The sequence below is a fragment of the Streptomyces sp. NPDC059224 genome (genome assembly GCF_042754285.1).
Lineage (GTDB): Bacteria > Actinomycetota > Actinomycetes > Streptomycetales > Streptomycetaceae > Streptomyces.
Genome location: NZ_JBHZAN010000002.1, coordinates 159,238 through 176,870, shown reverse-complemented (window position 1 = coordinate 176,870; position 17,633 = coordinate 159,238). Strand labels below are relative to the sequence as shown.

At 71.0% G+C, this 17,633-nt stretch carries 17 protein-coding genes and 1 pseudogene; 6 read left to right on the top strand and 12 right to left on the bottom strand.

The features are described 5' to 3' along the window. Window positions 1-43: 43 nt before the first annotated feature. The 4 genes from chvE to ACFXI4_RS03210 form a co-directional block, all read right to left on the bottom strand. Window positions 44-1,153, bottom strand: a complete 1,110-nt coding sequence (gene chvE / locus ACFXI4_RS03225) for a multiple monosaccharide ABC transporter substrate-binding protein (protein WP_362722731.1) — start codon at window positions 1,151-1,153, stop codon at window positions 44-46. A gap of 141 nt (window positions 1,154-1,294) precedes the next feature. Beyond that, complete coding sequence (locus ACFXI4_RS03220) at window positions 1,295-2,275, bottom strand: hypothetical protein (RefSeq protein WP_384987691.1); 981 nt, start codon at window positions 2,273-2,275, stop codon at window positions 1,295-1,297. A gap of 113 nt (window positions 2,276-2,388) precedes the next feature. After that, a complete protein-coding gene (locus tag ACFXI4_RS03215; protein ID WP_384987689.1) occupies window positions 2,389-3,393 on the bottom strand; it encodes a zinc-binding dehydrogenase in 1,005 nt (334 codons plus the stop codon). Further along, window positions 3,390-4,550, bottom strand: a complete 1,161-nt coding sequence (locus tag ACFXI4_RS03210; RefSeq protein ID WP_384987687.1) for a mandelate racemase/muconate lactonizing enzyme family protein — start codon at window positions 4,548-4,550, stop codon at window positions 3,390-3,392. Before ACFXI4_RS03210 ends, ACFXI4_RS03215 begins: the two co-directional genes overlap by 4 nt. Before the next feature lie 201 nt (window positions 4,551-4,751). Between ACFXI4_RS03210 and ACFXI4_RS03205 the strand changes: the two genes are divergently transcribed. Continuing rightward, entirely contained in the window at window positions 4,752-5,600 is an 849-nt protein-coding gene (locus tag ACFXI4_RS03205; RefSeq protein ID WP_384987685.1) for a hypothetical protein, read from the top strand. A 170-nt stretch (window positions 5,601-5,770) separates the two neighbouring features. Beyond that, a complete protein-coding gene (locus ACFXI4_RS03200; RefSeq protein ID WP_384987683.1) occupies window positions 5,771-6,244 on the top strand; it encodes a carboxymuconolactone decarboxylase family protein in 474 nt (157 codons plus the stop codon). Window positions 6,245-6,463: 219 nt separating this feature from the next. On the opposite strand, the gene ACFXI4_RS03195 is transcribed toward ACFXI4_RS03200, so the two are convergent. Further along, a complete protein-coding gene (locus ACFXI4_RS03195) occupies window positions 6,464-6,910 on the bottom strand; it encodes a MarR family transcriptional regulator (RefSeq protein WP_362730414.1) in 447 nt (148 codons plus the stop codon). Window positions 6,911-7,000: 90 nt separating this feature from the next. Here ACFXI4_RS03195 and ACFXI4_RS03190 point away from each other — a divergent pair, with 90 nt between their 5' ends. Both ACFXI4_RS03190 and ACFXI4_RS03185 read left to right on the top strand, forming a co-directional pair. Continuing rightward, the gene (locus ACFXI4_RS03190; protein ID WP_384987680.1) at window positions 7,001-7,999 is read left to right on the top strand and encodes an NADP-dependent oxidoreductase; all 999 of its coding nucleotides are present in this window, start codon (window positions 7,001-7,003) and stop codon (window positions 7,997-7,999) included. A 46-nt stretch (window positions 8,000-8,045) separates the two neighbouring features. Then, window positions 8,046-8,378, top strand: a pseudogene (locus ACFXI4_RS03185) (organic hydroperoxide resistance protein); the annotation flags it as partial. Between the two features lie 128 nt (window positions 8,379-8,506). Here the strand turns inward: ACFXI4_RS03185 and ACFXI4_RS03180 are convergent. Further along, on the bottom strand, window positions 8,507-9,667 hold the full coding sequence (locus ACFXI4_RS03180) for a serine hydrolase domain-containing protein (RefSeq protein WP_384987678.1): 1,161 nt from the start codon (window positions 9,665-9,667) through the stop codon (window positions 8,507-8,509). 193 nt (window positions 9,668-9,860) lie between these two features. Here ACFXI4_RS03180 and ACFXI4_RS03175 point away from each other — a divergent pair, with 193 nt between their 5' ends. Next, window positions 9,861-10,667 carry an EI24 domain-containing protein gene (locus tag ACFXI4_RS03175; RefSeq protein ID WP_384987676.1) on the top strand — a complete coding sequence of 269 codons (807 nt, stop codon included), beginning with the start codon at window positions 9,861-9,863 and terminating at the stop codon, window positions 10,665-10,667. Here the strand turns inward: ACFXI4_RS03175 and ACFXI4_RS03170 are convergent. The 3 genes from ACFXI4_RS03170 to ACFXI4_RS03160 all read right to left on the bottom strand — a co-directional run bounded on the left by ACFXI4_RS03170 (window position 10,657) and on the right by ACFXI4_RS03160 (window position 14,083). Then, window positions 10,657-11,892 (bottom strand): pyroglutamyl peptidase, encoded by a 1,236-nt coding sequence (locus tag ACFXI4_RS03170; RefSeq protein ID WP_384987674.1) that lies wholly within the window; start codon window positions 11,890-11,892, stop codon window positions 10,657-10,659. The two genes, ACFXI4_RS03175 and ACFXI4_RS03170, sit on opposite strands and share 11 nt — an antisense overlap. Window positions 11,893-12,185: 293 nt before the next feature. Then, entirely contained in the window at window positions 12,186-13,160 is a 975-nt protein-coding gene (locus ACFXI4_RS03165; RefSeq protein ID WP_384987672.1) for an aldose epimerase family protein, read from the bottom strand. 23 nt (window positions 13,161-13,183) lie between these two features. Next, window positions 13,184-14,083, bottom strand: coding sequence for an SGNH/GDSL hydrolase family protein (locus tag ACFXI4_RS03160; RefSeq protein WP_384987670.1), 900 nt, complete (start codon window positions 14,081-14,083; stop codon window positions 13,184-13,186). 253 nt (window positions 14,084-14,336) lie between these two features. Between ACFXI4_RS03160 and ACFXI4_RS03155 the strand changes: the two genes are divergently transcribed. Then, a complete protein-coding gene (locus ACFXI4_RS03155) occupies window positions 14,337-14,831 on the top strand; it encodes a DUF3145 domain-containing protein (RefSeq protein WP_123977426.1) in 495 nt (164 codons plus the stop codon). An 81-nt stretch (window positions 14,832-14,912) separates the two neighbouring features. Here ACFXI4_RS03155 and fabF read toward each other — a convergent pair whose 3' ends face one another. The 3 genes from fabF to ACFXI4_RS03140 form a co-directional block, all read right to left on the bottom strand. Next, complete coding sequence (gene fabF, locus ACFXI4_RS03150; protein ID WP_384987668.1) at window positions 14,913-16,175, bottom strand: beta-ketoacyl-ACP synthase II; 1,263 nt, start codon at window positions 16,173-16,175, stop codon at window positions 14,913-14,915. Window positions 16,176-16,259: 84 nt separating this feature from the next. Beyond that, window positions 16,260-16,508, bottom strand: coding sequence for an acyl carrier protein (locus ACFXI4_RS03145; RefSeq protein WP_351325400.1), 249 nt, complete (start codon window positions 16,506-16,508; stop codon window positions 16,260-16,262). Between the two features lie 91 nt (window positions 16,509-16,599). Continuing rightward, on the bottom strand, window positions 16,600-17,631 hold the full coding sequence (locus ACFXI4_RS03140) for a ketoacyl-ACP synthase III (protein WP_384987666.1): 1,032 nt from the start codon (window positions 17,629-17,631) through the stop codon (window positions 16,600-16,602). Window positions 17,632-17,633: the final 2 nt, after the last annotated feature.

Here is a 17,633-nt window from a genome sequence, read left to right as displayed (position 1 = left end):
GGTCTGCCTTCCAATCAGTGCTTGACGGTCGGGGGTCGGCGGATCACTTGAGCTGGGCGTCGGTGTAGTAGCCGCCCTTGACCAGGACGTCCTCGTAGTTGGACTTGTCGACGCTCACCGGCTGGAGCAGGAAGGCGGGGACGACCTTGGACCCGTTGTCGTAGGTCTTGGTGTCGTTCGTCTGCGGGGTTTTCTTGTTCAGCGCGTCGTCGACCATCGTTGCCGCGACCTCGGCGAGCTTCCGGAGGTCCTTGTAGACGGTCTGTGTCTGCTGCCCCGCGATGATCGACTTGACGGACGCCAGCTCGGCGTCCTGGCCGGTGATGACGGGAAGCGGCTGGCTGCCCGACCCGTAGCCGTCGGACTTCAGGGCGGCGAGGATGCCGATCGAGATGCCGTCGTAGGGCGAGAGCACCGCGTCGACCTTGGCGGACTTGTAGGAGGAGGTCAGGATGTCCTCCATGCGCGACTGCGCGGTCGCGCCGTCCCAGCGCAGGGTGGTGACCTTGTTCAGCGCGGTCTGGCCGGACTTGACCACCAGCTGCTTCTTGTCGATGTACGGCTGGAGCACGCTCATCGCGCCGTTGAAGAAGTACTTGGTGTTGTTGTCGTCGTTCGAGCCCGCGAACAGCTCGATGTTGAACGGGCCCTTCTTGCCGCTGTCCAGACCCAGCTTGTGCACGATGTACGTGCCCTGCTCGACGCCGACCTTCTCGTTGTCGAAGGACGCGTAGTAGTCGACGTTCTTGGTGCCGAGGATCAGCCGGTCGTAGGCGATGACCGGGATCTTGGCGTCCGCGGCCTCCTGGAGCACGTTGTTCAGGGACTTGTTGTCGATCGCCGCGATGACCAGGCCCTTGACGCCCTGCGTGATCAGGTTCTCGATCTGCGAGACCTGGTTGTCCGGGTTGTCCTCGCCGAAGACCAGCTTGGTCTTGTAGCCCTTGGCCTCGATGTCCTTGACAAGGTTGTTGCCGTCGTTGATCCAGCGCTCGGACGACTTGGTCGGCATCGCGATGCCGATCGTGCCGCCCTTGGCGCTGCCGTTGTCCTCCTTGCTGCCGCCTTCGCTGTTCTGCCCGCAGGCGGACAGGGTCAGGGCGAGGGAGGCGGCCCCGGCTATGAGGGTGAGGGCGCTTCTACGAGTGCGCATGGTGATCGGTCCCTGTTCTTCTCGTCGTTGAGAGGTACGTGCGAGGTCTTTCGAGCGCCCCGAGGGGCGCGGGGCAGCGGTTGATTCGCGGCTCGGCCGTGTGGGCGCGACCGCCCACACGCGGCCCGCAGCCCGCATCGGTCATCCGGTGGAACCTTCGACGGGGAATCGGTTCAGACGTCCCGGCAACCGGGATCCGAGCGGCGCCATCTCCCCGTCCGCCCCGTGCCGCGCCAGCAGGTCCAGCGCGAGCCGCCCCCGCCGCACCCGCTCGCGCGCGGTGTCCAGGGTCACGTCCCGCAGGTGGGTGCCCCACGGGTAGATGCCGGGAGCCTTGGACAGACCGAACTTCAGGTAGATCGGCGCGCCGCGCCGGATCAGCTCGGCGACCTCGTACATCCGGATGTAGCCGCCGAGGTCGTCGGGGGCCTCGATGTACATGTCCATGGGGGCGCCGGACACCCGCCGGATCTCGGTGAGGTGATCGAGGGTCAGGTCGCTGGGTACGTTGACGGAGTCGGCGCCGAGGTGCTCGAAGACCGAGTACGACGCCGGGTTGACCGGACCGACGAGCGCGGACACCTTCAGCGTGGTGTCGGCCGGGACGATCCCCGCCTGCCGGGCCCGGTGCAGCGTCCACAGCACGCCCTCGTCGGCGACGAGCAGGCACTTGACGCCCAGTTCCGTGGCCCGTACGGCGTCTTCGACACATCCGGCGACCGCGTCGTGGCCCCGTGCGCGCAGTCCGGCCCCCCGCGAGTCGGAGCGCACGGAACCGCCGATGTCCCAGGTGCCGCGCGGGCCGGTGAACAGACAGAGCTCGATGTCACGCTCGTTCGTCGCGTCGACCATCTCCGTGATCTCGGCGTCGGTGAGCATCCACACGCCGCTGCCCTGGCTGATCCGGTGGATCGGTACGTCCAGCCGTGAGGACTCCTTGAGCACGACGGCAAGCGCCTCGGGACCCTCGCAGGAGGGGATCTCGGTGCGCCACCTGCCGCCGCCCGGGAAGGTGTGGGCGGAGGCGTCGGCGGGATCGAGGGCGGGCGCGCCCAGACCGAGGGCGGTGAGTGCCTGCTCACCGGGTCGGCGGGCCGCCGTAACGGAAGCGTCGGTCGTCACAAGCTGTCCTTCGTGTTCGATATTTCGGACAAGGTTCGCGGCTCTGGGCAGAGAAAAAGCAGCGGTGTACGCCGGCCACGGCGAGGTCACGGCACGCCGCGGCCGGCGTACGACTAGGGGCGGAGCAGCACCTTGCCCACCTTCGGATCACCGGCGCCCACCAGCTCGATGGCCTGGGGGAACTCGGTCAGCGGCAGCTCGTGCGTGACCAGCGGCAGCGGATCGAGCAGCCCGGCCCCGAACACCCGCACCGCGTGCGACCAGGCATCCGGCGGCGCCCCGAAGACGGTGTGCACCTCCAGCTGCCGTACGACGAGGTCGGTCGGGTCCAGGCCCTCGGCGCCGGGGGCCGGGATGCCGGTCAGGACCAGGCGTCCGCCGCGCCTGAGCAGGGAGGCGGCGGTGCGCGCGGCGGACGCGGACCCGGCGGTCTCGATGACCACGTCGAAGTCGTCGGGGAGTTCCTGGTCCCTGGTGCGGAAGTCGGAGGCGCCGAACCGGCGGGAGAGCGCCTCCCGGTCGTCACGCGTGCCGACCACGAGCAGTTCGCCCGGCGAGACCGCGCGCAGGAACTGCACGGCGAACATGCCCAGTGTTCCGGTCCCGACCACCGCGACGCGCTCGCCCGGCCGGGCGTTGCCCTTCAGGGCGGCGGCCGCGATGCAGGCGGCGGGTTCCAGGAGTGCGGCGGCGGTCAGGTCCGAGTCGTCCGGGAGCGCGTGCAGCAGGCGGGCCGGGAGGGTCAGTGTGGCGGCCATGGCACCCGGCTGGGTGAACCCGGTCTCCTCGTACCCGTCCGTGCACAGCGTGGTCTCGCCCGCATGGCACCGGTCGCACACCTGGCAGTTCCGGAACCCCTCACCGACCACCTTGCGGCCGACCAGGCCCGCGGGGACTCCGGCACCGACCGCCCGTACCGTCCCCGACCACTCGTGTCCCGGCGTCAGCGGGTAACGGACGTACCCCTCCGGCCGGTTGCCCTGGTACACCTCACGGTCGCTTCCGCAAATCCCGACCGCGTGCACGGCGACCAGCGCCTCGCCGGGACCGGGCTCGCGGGGCGTGTGCTCCTCGACGCGGTGCGCGCCCGGCGCCTCGACGACGACCTGGGAGCTCACTTCGACGCCCCCTTCGGCCTGCGCTGCTCCCAGCCGTCGGCCCAGAGGTCGAAGCGGGCCTGCTGCTGCGGGAACTCGGCGGCGGCGTCCGCGTCGAACTCGACCCCGAGGCCGGGTGCGTCGGACAGGTGGAAGTAGCCGTCGACGACCTCCGGCGCCCCCTTGACCACCTTCTTGATCTCGGCGTCGGCGAAGTCGTTGAAGTGCTCCAGGATCTTGAAGTTCGGGGAGGTGAACCCGACCTGGAGCGAGGCGGCGGTCAGCACGGACCCGCCGACGTTGTGCGGCGCGACGAGCACGTAGTGCGTCTCGGCGGTCGCGGCCAGCTTGCGCGTCTCCCAGATGCCGCCGATGTGGCCGACGTCCGGCTGGATGACGTCCACGGCCTGGCTCTCGAAGAGTTCGCGGAACTCGATGCGGTCGTGGATGCGCTCCCCGGTGGCGACCGGGATGTCGACCTTGGCGGCGACCTTCTCCAGCGCCTTCAGGTTCTCCGGCGGGCAGGGCTCCTCCAGCCAGGCCGGCTTGAAGGGCGCGAGTTCGTGCGCGAGCCGGACGGCCGTCGAGGGGGAGAAGCGGCCGTGCATCTCCAGCATCAGTTCGGCGTCCGGCCCGATGGCGTCCCGGACGGCCTCGATCAGCGACACGGAGTACAGCGTCTGCTCGTGGTCCAGCTCGAAGTGCCCGGTCCCGAACGGGTCGATCTTCAGCGCCCGGTACCCGCGCTCGATGACCCCCTGGGCTGCCTTGTGGTACGCCTCCGGCGTCCGCTCGGTCGTGTACCAGCCGTTGGCGTACGCCTTGACCCTGTCCGTGACCTTCCCGCCGAGCAACTGCCACACCGGCACGCCCAGGGCCTTGCCCTTGATGTCCCAGCAGGCCATCTCGACGACGGCGATGCCGGACATGACGATCTCACCCGCACGGCCGTAGTCGCCGTACTTCATCCGGCGCACGAGGTCTTCCACCGCGAACGGGTCCGAACCGAGAATGTGGTTGGCCTCGGCCTCCCGCAGGTACCCGATCAGCGCGTCGGTGTGACCGAGCATCCGGGTCTCGCCGACTCCCGTGATCCCTTCGTCGGTGTGCACCTGGACGTACGTCAGGTTGCGCCAGGGCGTCCCGACCACGTGTGTGCTGATTCCGGTGATGCGCACGGCAGTTGCCCCTCAGCTGTTCGAGATTTCGTCACACGTTCGAAATGCTGGCGTGACAGTAAGGACGGGGCGGCGGGGGTGTCAATGGGTCCGACAGGTAACGGTTTCGGCAAGGCTTTCGACATTGTTTTCGGTCCCCCACAGAACCTTCACAGGCCTGGGTGGTTAAGCGACCGCCGGGGAACTTAGTCTTCCCGCGTCATGGACTACTGCCACCCGTGCCGACGGCACCTCAACGGCGCCCTCGCCTGTCCGGGGTGCGGCACTCCCGCCGAGCCGCTGCGCGCGTCCGCGCCGGAGGCGACCACCCCCGAACCGGCGGACACCGGCGAACCTCCCCACCCGCAGCCGGAGTTCGCGGACGACCGCCCCGGTGGCGCCACCGACGGTGGCGACGGCGACGAGGGTGACGAGCCCTCCCCGGGGGGCCGGGCGGACCGGCGGCGGGCGGCGCGCGGGCGGGGCGGCCGGAGCCGCGGACGAGCAGCCGAGAGCCCTGCCGGCGGCGCCGAGGCCGAGGAGGAGCCTTCCGGGGCCGACGGGAGCCGTCGCGACCGCAAGGCCGCGGCCCACCGCCGACGGCGCCGCAGGATCCTGCTCGTGAGCGTGGCGTGCGTCCTGGCGGCGGGCTGCCTGAGCCTGGCCGAACTCGGCACGGACGCCATACCGTTCACCAGCCCCGGGCCGGCCTCGGCGGGCGGTGACACCACCGACGGCGGCACCTCCACGTCGTCCCCGGGTACGACGGCCGAGCCGCTGGGGGACACCTCCGGCGCGACCGGACCGGCGAGTTCGGCCTCCGCCGACCCCTCCGCCTCCGCGTCCCCCTCCGCGTCGAAGGACAAGGGGTCCGGCTCCCCGTCGGCGACCCCGAAGGGAACCTCGGCGCAGTCGGCGACGACGGGCCCGGGGACCGGCCCGCAGACGCCGACGGCGGCACCGACCTCCTCGGCGGCCTCGACGCCGACGGCGGACCCGACGACCTCGAACCCGAGCCCGACTCCGTCGCAGAGCCACTCGTGCACGCGGTTCCTGTGGTGGTGCTCCTAGCGGAAGCGCCCGGTGAAGCGCGCCCCGTGGGGGGCGCGGGGAACCGCGCGACCGGCCCCCGCGGGCCGGCGCCGGAAAATCCCCCCGGCAAACCGAGCAAACCTGTCACACCCGCAGAACCCGCTCCGTCATAGGTGTGTATCCCGCTGAATCCAACGGAGGAGCACACCATGGAAGCCCGTCTGAACCTCTTCGCCAGCCCCACCGGCAACAAGCTGATCAAGGCCTTCAACGGCGCGGGCAGGGCCGCCGAGGGGACGTCGATCCCCGCCGCGACCCTGGAACTGGTCAAGATCCGGGCCAGTCAGATCAACGGCTGCGGCTTCTGCCTCGACATGCACACCAAGGACGCGGGGGCCGCGGGCGAGACCCAGCAGCGCCTGCACATGGTCGGCGCCTGGCGCGAGGCGACCGTCTTCACCGAGGCCGAGCGCGCCGCGCTGGAGCTGGCCGAGCAGGGCACCCGGATCGCCGACGCGGCGGGCGGCGTCCCCGACGAGGTGTGGGAGAACGCGGCCAAGCACTACACCGAAGAGGAACTCGTCGCGCTGGTGGCGACGATCGCGGTCATCAACGCCTACAACCGGCTGAACGTCATCTTCCAGCAGCCGGCGGGCGACTACCGCCCCGGCCAGTTCGCGTAACCGCCCGGGGGGCTGCGGCCGGCCGCGCCGGGCGGCGGCCCCCCGGCCAGGACCTGTCGTTCGGATCATGCCGCAGACGCGGGGTTTGGCACGCACTTTTTCGGAGGCGGGACCCAGCAGCAGCCGCGTCGTCGTCACTCGCCGGCGTCCCCCGGTCTTCGGCCGGGAGGTGTCCCCACCGCGCCGGCTCCCTTCTCCGCCTTGCGGCCGCACGCAGGTCTAGGCGTCCAGCATCCGCCGCAGCAGGTCCCGCAGCGACAGCCGCTCGGCGTCCGACAGCCCCGCCAGCGGCTCGCGGGCGAACCGCAGCCCGTCGCGCAGGTCGCGGGCGACCCGGCGGCCCTCGTCCGTCGCCGCGGCCAGCTTCACCCGGCGGTCGGCCGGGTCGGGCCGCCGCTCCGCGAGGCCCCGCGCCTCCAGCCGGTCCACGATCCCCGTCACGTTCGACGGCTCGCACTTCAGCTTCTGCGCGAGCTTCCGCATCGGCAGCGGCTCCAGCGAGAGCAGGCTGAGCAGCCGCGCCTGCGCCCCGGTGAGCGCGTGCTCGCCCGCCGCCTCCTCGTAGTCCGCGTAGAAGCGGGCCACGACATCCCCGATCAGCTCGACGACCTCGAAGGTCAGGGCGTCGGGGCGCCGGGTCTCTGGGCTGGGCTGTGAGGACGACATGCGCCCAAGAATACCCCGTTACTTGACATCCTGAAATATTAAGGAGCATGGTTGTTTCAGGTACTGAAGTAATTAGGAAAGGCGCATGTCATGATCAACCGCGAGTGGCACCTGGTGAGCCGTCCCGTCGGCTGGCCGAAGCCCGAGGACTTCGCCCTGGTCGAGGCGGAGGTCCCGACGCCGGGTGAGGGGCAGGTGCTCGTGCGGAACAAGTACCTCTCCGTCGACCCGTACATGCGCGGCCGGATGAGTGCCGCCAAGTCGTATGCCGCCCCCTTCGAGCTGGGCAAGGTCATGCAGGGCGGCGCGGTCGGCGAGGTCGTCGAGTCGAACGCCGGGGGCATCGCGGCCGGCGACCACGTCCTGCACTTCTTCGGCTGGCGCGAGTACGCGGTCATGGACGCGAAGAACGCGGTCAAGGTCGACGCGGCGGCGGCGCCCCTGTCGACGTACCTCGGTGTCCTCGGCATGACCGGTCTCACCGCCTACGCGGGCCTGTTGCGCACCGCCTCCTTCAAGGAGGGCGACTCGGTCTTCGTCTCCGGCGCGGCCGGCGCGGTCGGCAGCCAGGTCGGCCAGATCGCCAAGCTCAAGGGCGCCTCGCGGGTGATCGGCTCGGCCGGCTCCGACGAGAAGGTCAAGCTGCTGGTCGAGGAGTACGGCTTCGACGCGGCCTTCAACTACAAGAACGGCTCCGTCGGCGAGCAGCTGCGGGCGGCCGCGCCCGACGGCGTCGACGTCTACTTCGACAACGTGGGCGGCGACCACCTGGAGGCGGCCATCGGGCAGCTGAACCGGAACGGCCGGATCGCGGTCTGCGGCATGATCTCCGTCTACAACAACACCGAGCCCGCGCCCGGCCCGAGGAACCTCGCCCGTCTCATCCAGACCCGCGGCCGGATCGAGGGCTTCCTGGTGGGCGACCACTACGACCTGCAGCCGCAGTTCGTCGCCGAGGTCGGCCCGTGGGTTGCCTCGGGGCGGCTGAAGTACCGCGAGACGATCGTCGAGGGCATCGAGAACAACCTGGAGGCGTTCCTCGGGGTCCTGCGCGGCGACAACACCGGAAAGATGATCGTCAAGCTGTAGGGCTGCTGCCCACCTTTCCGGTATGCGGTAAATTCTTTCCGAAATCGACGACGGCCGGCTCGACGTCGTCGTGAACCCGCCGAAGGAGATGGGCGGCAGCGGATCCGGGACCAACCCGGAACAGCTGTTCGCCGCGGGGTACAGCGCGTGCTTCCACGCGCTCGGGGCCGTCGCCCGGCAGGCCGGGGCCGACATCTGCGGTTCGACCGTCACCGCGCGGGTCGGGCTCGGGAGGAACGACGACGGGTTCGGCGTCATCGTGGACATCTCGGCGGCGATTCCGGGCGTCGAGGAGGGGGGCGCCCGTGACCTCGTCGAGAAGACGCACGACGTGTGCCCGTACTCGAAGGCGACGCGCGGGAACATCAGCGTGACGCTGGTCCGACGATTGTCGTTGGTGTGGTGCGGGGGCCGCACCCCTGGACGTGGGGTGCGGCCTCTCGTCTGCCGGGTGCGGGCGCGTTGTGGCTGGCCGTGCGGTTCCCCGCGCCCCTGGGCGGGTCGCGCTCAGCGGGTTTCGAGCGCCGCCCGGTGCACGGCCTTTGCCAGCCGGTCGTTCTCGGGGGCCGCTCCGCCCGGGAACGCGAACCGTCGCCTCGTGTAGCCGTAGGCGACCCCGCTGCGCGGGTCGGCGAACGCCTGGGAGCCCGCCGCGCCGCTGTGGCCGATCGTGCCCGCGCCGAGGAACGGGTGCCAGGTGTCCGCCGTCGCCTGGAAGCCCAGGCCGTACGACTTGTGGGTGCGCGCCACCAGGTCGTATCCCACCGAGTGGAACTGGCCGAACTCCGCGACCGTGTCCTCCTTCAGCAGCGCCGCCTTGCCGTCGATCTCGCTGAGCAGCGCCGCGTACATCCCGGCCAGGCCGCGCGCCGACGCCACCCCGCCGAAGGAGGCCGGGCCCCGGGCACGGACCCGCGGGTCGTTGGGCAGGGCCGCCAGGTCCACGGGCTCGGCGGCGTGCTCGTTGAAGGCGATCCCCGGGAGGGTCCGCGGGCCGGGGGCAAGAGCGTCGATCAGCGCCTGCTGCTCGGACGTCGGCCGCATCGGCAGGGCCGTGCGGAAGCGCGGCTCGTGCGCGGCCGGCAGGCCCAGGAAGAAGCCGAGGCCGTACGGTGCCCGGACCCGCTCCTCGTACACGTCCTGGAGGGTACGGCCGGTCGCCCGCCGTACGACCTCGCCGGTGAGGGCCCCGATGACGAGGGCGTGGTAGCCGAAGGCGGTGCCGGGGCGCCAGAACGGCCGCTGGTCCGCCAGGCGTTCGGCCATCGCCCGGTCGTCGGCCAGTTCCTGGGGGCTGAACCCGGTGTCGGTGCCGACCAGACCCGCCCGGTGCGCCGCCAGGTCCCGCAGGGTCAGCGTGCCCTTGCCCTCGGCGGCGAACTCCGGCCAGTAGTAGGTGACCTTACGGTCCAGCTCCAGCGTGCCGTCCTGCACCAGCATGGCCACGACCAGGTGGGCGGCGCCCTTGGTGGACGAGAACACGCCGTAGAGGGAGTCCCCGTCGGCCCCCTCGCCGGCCCACAGGTCGACGACCCGCCGGCCGTGCACGTACGCACACAACTGTCCCTCGTAGTCGGCCGGTTCACCGGCGACGAAGGCGGCGAACTCCTCGCGCACCGCCTCGAAGCCCTCCGCGACCGTGCCCCGGACGGTGATCTCCTGCGTCATCCGCTCTCCTCAACCCAGCCGCCGCAAGCAGCTCCCATGGTGAACAACGCCCTGTCCTGTGGTTCCTGAGAAGCGGTACGGCGGGATGCACCCGTTCGACTCAACAGTGGCCGAAGAGGTGTCCGGGTCATCACTGTCCCGGTGGATCCATGCCCCCACGGTGCCCCGGGACCGCACCGGTAAAGTTTTCGCCATGCGTGATCTCGGGGTGGGCTTCGGATATCTGCTCAAGGGCCAGCGGTGGGTCGGCCGGCACGGCAAGCAGTACGGTTTCGGCCTGCTGCCCGGCCTGATCGCCCTCGTCCTCTACGCGGCGGCGCTGGTCGCCCTCGCGCTGTGGGGGGAGGACTTCGTCGCCTGGGCCACCCCGTTCGCCGACGACTGGTCCAGCCCCTGGCCCGGCCTCTTCCGCGGCTTCCTCACCGCCGTGCTCTTCGCCCTCGGCCTGCTGCTCGCCGTCCTCACCTTCACCGCCGTCACACTGCTGATAGGCCAGCCCTTCTACGAGAGCCTCTCCGAGAAGGTCGACGCGGACGTCTCGCCGGACGGCACCGCGCCCGAGTCCGGACTGCCGTTCTGGCGCGAGCTGTGGATCTCGGCCCGCGACAGCCTGCGCGTGCTGGTCCGGGCCGGCCTGTGGGGCCTGCTGCTGTTCGCCCTCGGCTTCCTGCCCCTCGTCGGGCAGACCGTCGTACCGGTCGTCGGCTTCTTCGTGACCGGCTTCTTCCTCACCGAGGAACTCGCCGCCGTCGCCCTCCAGCGCCGGGGCGTCGACCTGCGGGCCCGGCTCACCCTGCTGCGCTCCCGCAAGACCCTGGTGTGGGGCTTCGGCACCCCGCTGGGCCTCGCCTTCCTGGTCCCCTTCGTCGCGGTCTTCCTGATGCCGGGCGCGGTCGCGGGCGCCACCCTCCTCGCCCGCGACCTGCTGGGCGAGGAGACGGCGCAGGAGGACCCGGATCAGGACCCGGACCGGGACCGGGACCGGCGGATCACTTCCTGAAGCCCGCGTCAGCCGCCACGGTCACGATCGCCCGCACCTGGTCGATGATGTCCACCCGGTTGCGCACGAACTCCGGATCGGTCACCTCGGTGGTGTTCCCGGCGCCGAACTGCAGCACCGGCGTGTGCACGTGCCCGCCGGGCAGGCCGTCGTGCAGCCCCAGCCGGTCGCGCAGCAGCGTGGCCCGGTAGGCGATCTCGTTGGACAGGTAGTCCCCGCCGCCCCCGGCCCGTGCCGTGGACCCGGGAGTGGGCCCGTCCGCCCGTACGACGGCCTCCGTGCCGCCCGCGGGGATCTCGGTGACCTCGGTGTGGTCGTACACCGGGAACCGCCCGGTCCGCGCCGCCGTGATCGCCGCGTACGGCAGGGTCGTGGTCGTCCACTGCGGCTGCGAGGCCGGGTCGGCGACCGGGACGGTCTCCGTCCGGCTCACGGTGTCGTTGTCGGGGAACCCGCCCCGCCAGGCCCCGTTGGTCCGCTCCACGTCGAACCTCCCGACCCGCCCCTGGCTCACGGTCGTGAACAGGTCCACCGTCGGCAGGTACGGCCGCAGCGTCCGCTCCACGGTCCCCCGCGCGAAGTCGTCCCAGCGCACCGGGAAGACGGCCGTCTCCACCCGTGCGGGTCCCCGCGCGGTCCGTACGACCGTACCGTCCAGGGCCAGCGCGCTCGCCCCGGACGGGTTGGAGATCCGGATGTCCCGGTCGAGCGTGAAGGGGTCGAACCCGGTGACCAGGATCCGCCGCTCGCCCTTGCCGGGATACCGGATGTCGGTCTGCCCGCGCGAGGTCCGCTCCAGGACGTCGAGCAGCGCCGCGCGCTGCCGCCCGCTCAGCCCGAACCCCGGCTCCCAGGTGCGCACGTCCCGGGTCATCCCGAGCCGCGCCCAGTACAGCGGCCGGTCGTCGTCCCGGCTGAGGTCGCCCGAGACCGGCCCCCGCCCCTGAGCCCGGTCCACGGCCCGCCGCCACAACGCGGACCCGTCCCGTACGGCGATCCGCCGGGCCTGGGCGTACGAGCGCGCCCCGCCGAGCGCCCGGGCGAACTCCGGCGCCACGGAGTCGAACCCGGACCGCCGGAGTATCTCCTGCGGCACGGCCAGGTCCAGCCGCTGCTCCTCGACGGTCGGGCAGGGCGCGGTGGCCGCGTGAGCGGCGCCCGGGGCGAGCGCCCCGGCCAGCAGGGCGATTCCAAGAACACCGATCCGAACACGCAGCGAATTCACGGGAGATGGCCTTCCGTCGCAGTGGGGTGCGTGGTGCCGTTCGGGCCGCAGTATCGCCTGTGGGGCGCGGGACGGTCCACGCCCCGGGGCGCGACCGGGCCGCATTCCGGCGGGTCCGGAAGGAGCGACGGCCGGCGGGCGTGTTTGTGAAGGGTTCGTACGGGATAGCTGTGGGGTGGGCGATCACCGGCCGCCGGCTGCCGGCCGCGGCTAGGGTCTGAGCCGGGACCCGTCCCCCCTGAGCAGCCCCGGTCCGGGACCTGACCCCTGGACCGGGGCTTGCGGTTCTCCGGTCAGTCCCGTACCCCGAAGCCGTACACCGTCTCCGAGCGGTACACCGCGCCCGGGTCCAGGCGGGTGCTCGGGAACTCCGGGCGGTTGGGGGAGTCCGGGAAGTGCTGGGTCTCCAGGGCGATGCCGTCGCCCGGGGCGAACGGGCCGCTCAGGTGCTCGGCGGTGTAGAGCTGGACGCCGGGTTCGGTGGTGGCCACGGTCAGGGTGCGGCCGGAGCCCGGGTCGTGCAGCTCGGCGATCTCGGCGGGGGAGCCGGTGACGCCCTTGTCGAGGACCAGGTTGTGGTCGTAGCCGGAGCCCACCTTGCGGGCCGTACGGAAGTCGAAACGCGAGCCGGAGACGTCGGCCAGGACCCCGGTCGGGATCAGGTCACCGTCGACGGGCGTGTACCGGGAGGCGGCGATCCGCAGTTCATGGCCGCCCGTGTTCCCCGAGCCCGCGAGGTTGAAGTAGCCGTGGTTGGTGAGGTTCACGACGGTCGGCGCGTCGGTGACCGCCTCGTAGGAGATGCGCAGCGCGCCGGACGCGTCCAGCGTGTACGTCACCGCGAGCTCCAGCCGCCCCGGGAAGCCCTCCTCCCCGTGCGGGCTCACCCGGGTCAGCCGTACCCCGTGCTCGACGGCCGCCACGTCCCACACCCGCTTGTCGAAGCCGTTGGCCCCGCCGTGCAGGGAGTTGGGCCCGTTGTTCGGCTCCAGGGCGTAGGTCACGCCGTCCAGCGGGAAGCGGGCCTGCGCGATCCGGTTGGCGTAGCGGCCGACCAGGGCGCCGAAGTACGGGCCCGGGTGGTCCAGGTAGCCGTCCAGGCCGCTGAACCCCAGCACCACGTCCGCCGTCCGCCCGTCCCGGTCCGGGACCTCGACCGACTGCACGATTCCGCCGTACGACAGGATCCGCACCCGGGTCCCCGCGCGCTCCAGCGTCCAGCGGTGCACCTCGGTGCCGTCGGAAAGTGTGCCGAAAAGTTCGCTCATGAGGGAAACCCTAAGCCAAGGGTCTAGTCCACCGGGTTCGCCGCCGTGATGGTCCGGTAGGCGATCGCCGCGAGCTTCGACTGACCGTTGGTGCTCGGGTGGAACCAGTCCCAGTGACTCAGCTGATCCGTGCCGAAGCGGTACTCGTACACGGCCCCGCCGTCGAACCGGCACCGCCGGTCCTTGGCGCAGACCTCCGCCAGCACCTTGTTGTAGTCCTCGACCCGCTGCTGCACCCGGTCCCGGCGCACGGTCGCCGCACCGGTCAGGTTGTCCGCGTCGCCCAGCATCGACGGGCAGATGCCCAGCTTCCAGATCTGCTTGCCCAGCGGACTGCTCCGCCCCTGCGACCACAGCCGCTTCAGGTTCGGCACGCTCGACACGTACACCTGCGTCTTCGGCAGCGACTTGCGCAGCGTGCCCAGGGCGTCCTCGAACTGGGCACGGAAGGCCGTCACGGACGTCATCGCGGACACCGACGTACGGCAGGCGTCGTTCGCCCCCGCCATCACCGTCACCAACTGCGGCCTGCGCACCACCGCGTCCGCCATCTGCCCGGACAGGTCCGCCATCCGGGCCCCGGTCACCGCGTAGTTCCAGCTGTGGTCCGCCGCCTTCGCCCGCCCCAGCAGCCGCACCGCCAGGCTGTCCACCTGCTCGCTGGTGCCGGTCGCCCAGGACACCTCCGGGCAGTCCGAGAGCACCGTGCACGCGTCGAAACCACGGGTGATGGAGTCGCCGACGGCCGCGATCGAGGCCGGGCTGCGGTCCCACACCGGCACGGCCCGGGGGGCCTGCTTCCGTCCGCCGTCGCCCCCCGGCGACGAGCCGCCGATCACGTCGCACCCGGCCAGCGCCAGCGCGGCGGCCGCGACGACGACACCGATCAGGGCACGCGAACGCCGGCGCCGCTGCTTGCGCATACCCCGCTGGTCCTCTCCGTCGACTGGTTCGTCCCCCTCCATAACAACGCACGGGAGTTCCCGCCCCCCGCCCTGCAACGGTCCGCCCCCGTACAAGCGTCCCCCTGGGTGAATGGCAGGGGTTTCCTGGCAGCGGGACCGACGGTACGTCACACTCCTTGTGTCGCCGCACGGTAGCCTCGCCATCAACGCGGCCGTCGTGTCACGGCCGCCAGCCAGCCAGCAAGATGTCCCGCTCTGCCCGGAGGTTCCGGTGACGACACGTGGAGTTCTGTACGTGCACTCCGCGCCGCGCGCGCTGTGCCCGCACGTCGAGTGGGCCGTCGCCGGGGTGCTGGGCACGCGCGTCAACCTCGACTGGATCCGCCAGCCGGCCGCCCCCGGCACCTGGCGCTCCGAGTTCTCCTGGCAGGGCGAGGTCGGCACGGCCTCCAAACTGGCCTCCGCGCTGCGCGGCTGGCACCTGCTGCGCTTCGAGGTCACGGCCGAGCCCTGCGCCAAGGCCGAGGGCGAGCGGTACAGCTGCACGCCCGATCTCGGCATCTTCCACGCGGTCACCGGGATCCACGGCGACATCCTGATCCCGGAGGACCGTCTGAGGGCCGCGATGACCCGCTCACAGCGCGGGGAGACCGACCTGGAGGCCGAGATCGCCAAACTCCTCGGCAAGCCCTGGGACGACGAACTGGAGCCGTTCCGCTACGCGGGCGAGGGCGCGCCGGTCCGCTGGCTCCACCAGGTGGTCTGACGGCGGTCAGCCGACGGCACGACGCACGGTGGCCCGGACTCCGTCACGGAGTCCGGGCCACAGCTTTCAGAACGGCCTCAGTCAGATCGTCCGGAACGCCAGCGCCACGTTGTGGCCACCGAACCCGAACGAGTCGTTCAGCACGGCGATCCGCCCCTCGGGCAGCTGGCGCGCCTTGCCCGCCACCACGTCCGCGTTGACCTCGGGGTCGAGGTTGTCCAGGTTGATGGTCGGCGGAGCCGTACGGGTGACCAGCGCCAGGATCGACGCGACCGTCTCGATACCACCGGCGCCACCCAGCAGGTGACCCGTCATCGACTTGGTCGCCGAGATGGCCATGTGGTCGACGTCGTCGCCGAACACCTTGCGCAGCGCCTTGATCTCGGCCACGTCACCCTGCGGCGTCGACGTCGCGTGCGCGTTGACGTGCACGATCTCGGCCGGCTTCAGATCCGTGTTGTCGAGCAGGTTCTGCAGCGCGTGCGCGATGCCGTTGCCCGACGGCTCCGGCTGCGTGATGTGGTGCGCGTCGGCGGAGATGCCCTGCCCGACCGCCTCGACGTAGATCCGCGCTCCGCGCGCCTTCGCGTGTTCCTCGGACTCCAGGACGATCACGCCCGCGCCCTCACCGAGGACGAAGCCGTCACGGCCTGAGTCGTAGGGACGCGACGCGCCCTCGGGGTCGTCGTTGTTCTTGGACATCGCCATCATGTTGCCGAACGCGACGATCGGCAGCGGGTGGATCGCCGCCTCCGTGCCGCCGGCCACGACGATGTCCGCACGCCCGGTGCGGATCATCTCGATGGCGTACCCGATGGCCTCGGCGCCGGAGGCGCAGGCCGACACGGGCGTGTGCACACCGGCCCGCGCACCCAGCTCGATACCGACGTTGGCGGCGGGCGAGTTGGGCATCAGCATCGGCACGGTGTGCGGGGAGACGCGGCGAACGCCCTTCTCCTTGAGCACGTCGTACTGGTCGAGCAGGGTCGTGACGCCGCCGATGCCCGAGGCGATCACGGCGCCGACCCGGTCGGGGTTGGCGGACGCGTCCTCACCGGCCTTGGCGGTGAAGCCGGCGTCCTTCCAGGCCTCCTGGGCGGCGATCAGCGCGAACTGCGCGGACCGGTCCAGCTTGCGGGCCTGCGGGCGCGGGATGATCTCGCCCGGTTCGACGGCGATCTGCGCCGCGATACGGACGGGCAGCTCGGCCGCCCAGTCCTGCTCCAGGAGGCGGACACCGGACTTGCCGGCGGTCAGGGCCTCCCAGAACGAAGCTGCGTCGCCACCCAGCGGTGTGGTTGCGCCGATACCGGTGACGACCACGGTGCGATTGGTCGGGCTCACGGGAATTCTTTCTCCAACGGATACGGGATTCGACGGCGCCACCGCCGGGTGGCGGGGCATTACAGCCGGAGACTAGTGAACGTCTCAGGCCTGGTGCGTGAGGATGTAGTTCGTGGCGTCCCCGACGGTCTTCAGGTTCTTGACGTCCTCGTCCGGGATCTTGACGTCGAAGCGCTCTTCGGCGGCGACGACGACCTCGACCATGGACAGCGAGTCGACGTCCAGGTCGTCGGTGAAGGACTTGTCCAGCTGGACGTCCTCCACGGGGATCCCGGCGATCTCGTTCACGATCTCGGCGAGACCGTCGACGATCTCCTTCTCAGTGGCGGCCATGTCAGGCGCTCCTTCTTAGATGTTCCAGACGGTTGCTGCGGTGTTGCTGGCGGCGGTTCCGGTACCGGACGCATGATCCGGCACGGAGTGCCTAGGGGAGGGTAACGACAGTGGCGGCGTAGACGAGACCCGCCCCGAACCCGATGACGAGCGCGGTGTCGCCGCTCTTCGCCTCGCCGGTCGCCAGGAGCCGCTCCATCGCGAGCGGGATCGAGGCGGCCGAGGTGTTGCCGGTGGTGCGGATGTCACGGGCGACCGTGACGTGCTCCGGCAGCTTGAGAGTCTTCACCATCGAGTCGATGATCCGCACATTGGCCTGGTGCGGGATGAAGACGTCCAGGTCGTCCGCGCTGATTCCGGCCGCGTCCAGCGCCTCCTGGGCGACCTTCGCCATCTCGAACACGGCCCAGCGGAACACCGCCTGGCCCTCCTGCGTGATCGCCGGGAACTTGACGTTGCCCTGGCTGTCCAGCGGGAGCTCCGAGACGTCACCGATCCGGAAACGGTCCCACGGGACGGTCTGCTTGATGGTCTCCGACTTGTCGCCCTCGGAGCCCCACACGGTCGGGCCGATCGCCGGCTCCTGCGAGGGGCCGACCACGACCGCGCCCGCGCCGTCGCCGAACAGGAAGGCCGTGGCGCGGTCCTCCAGGTCCGTCAGGTCGCTGAGCCGCTCCACGCCGATGACGAGCACGTACTCGGCGGAACCCTCCACCACCATGCCCTTGGCGAGGGTGAGGCCGTAGCCGAAGCCCGCGCAGCCGGCGGAGATGTCGAAGGCGGCGGCCTTGTTCGTGCCGAGCCGGTCGGCGATCTCGGTCGCCACGGCCGGAGTCTGGCTGAAGTGCGAGACCGTCGAGACCACCACGGCACCGATCTGCTCGGCGGAGATGCCCGCGTCCGCGATCGCCTTGCCGGACGCCTCGATGGACATCGCGGCGACCGTCTCCTCGGGGCTCGCCCAGTGCCGGGTCTCGATGCCGGAACGCGACCGGATCCACTCGTCGGACGAGTCGATCGTCTCCAGGATCACCTCGTTGGGCACCACGCGGGTCGGGCGGTAGCCGCCGACGCCGAGGATGCGCGCGTACGGGGCACCCTTGCTGGGCTTGATCTTCGACATCG

Coding starts and splice junctions, on each gene's coding strand:
- ACFXI4_RS03175 (WP_384987676.1), top strand. CDS start 9,861: ATGCGTGATCTCGGGGTGGGCTTCGGATATCTGCTCAAGGGCCAGCGG.
- ACFXI4_RS03180 (WP_384987678.1), bottom strand. CDS start 9,667: ATGACGCAGGAGATCACCGTCCGGGGCACGGTCGCGGAGGGCTTCGAG.
- ACFXI4_RS03205 (WP_384987685.1), top strand. CDS start 4,752: ATGGACTACTGCCACCCGTGCCGACGGCACCTCAACGGCGCCCTCGCC.
- ACFXI4_RS03140 (WP_384987666.1), bottom strand. CDS start 17,631: ATGTCGAAGATCAAGCCCAGCAAGGGTGCCCCGTACGCGCGCATCCTC.
- ACFXI4_RS03165 (WP_384987672.1), bottom strand. CDS start 13,160: ATGAGCGAACTTTTCGGCACACTTTCCGACGGCACCGAGGTGCACCGC.
- ACFXI4_RS03200 (WP_384987683.1), top strand. CDS start 5,771: ATGGAAGCCCGTCTGAACCTCTTCGCCAGCCCCACCGGCAACAAGCTG.
- ACFXI4_RS03145 (WP_351325400.1), bottom strand. CDS start 16,508: ATGGCCGCCACTGAGAAGGAGATCGTCGACGGTCTCGCCGAGATCGTG.
- ACFXI4_RS03160 (WP_384987670.1), bottom strand. CDS start 14,083: ATGCGCAAGCAGCGGCGCCGGCGTTCGCGTGCCCTGATCGGTGTCGTC.
- ACFXI4_RS03190 (WP_384987680.1), top strand. CDS start 7,001: ATGATCAACCGCGAGTGGCACCTGGTGAGCCGTCCCGTCGGCTGGCCG.
- chvE (WP_362722731.1), bottom strand. CDS start 1,153: ATGCGCACTCGTAGAAGCGCCCTCACCCTCATAGCCGGGGCCGCCTCC.
- ACFXI4_RS03195 (WP_362730414.1), bottom strand. CDS start 6,910: ATGTCGTCCTCACAGCCCAGCCCAGAGACCCGGCGCCCCGACGCCCTG.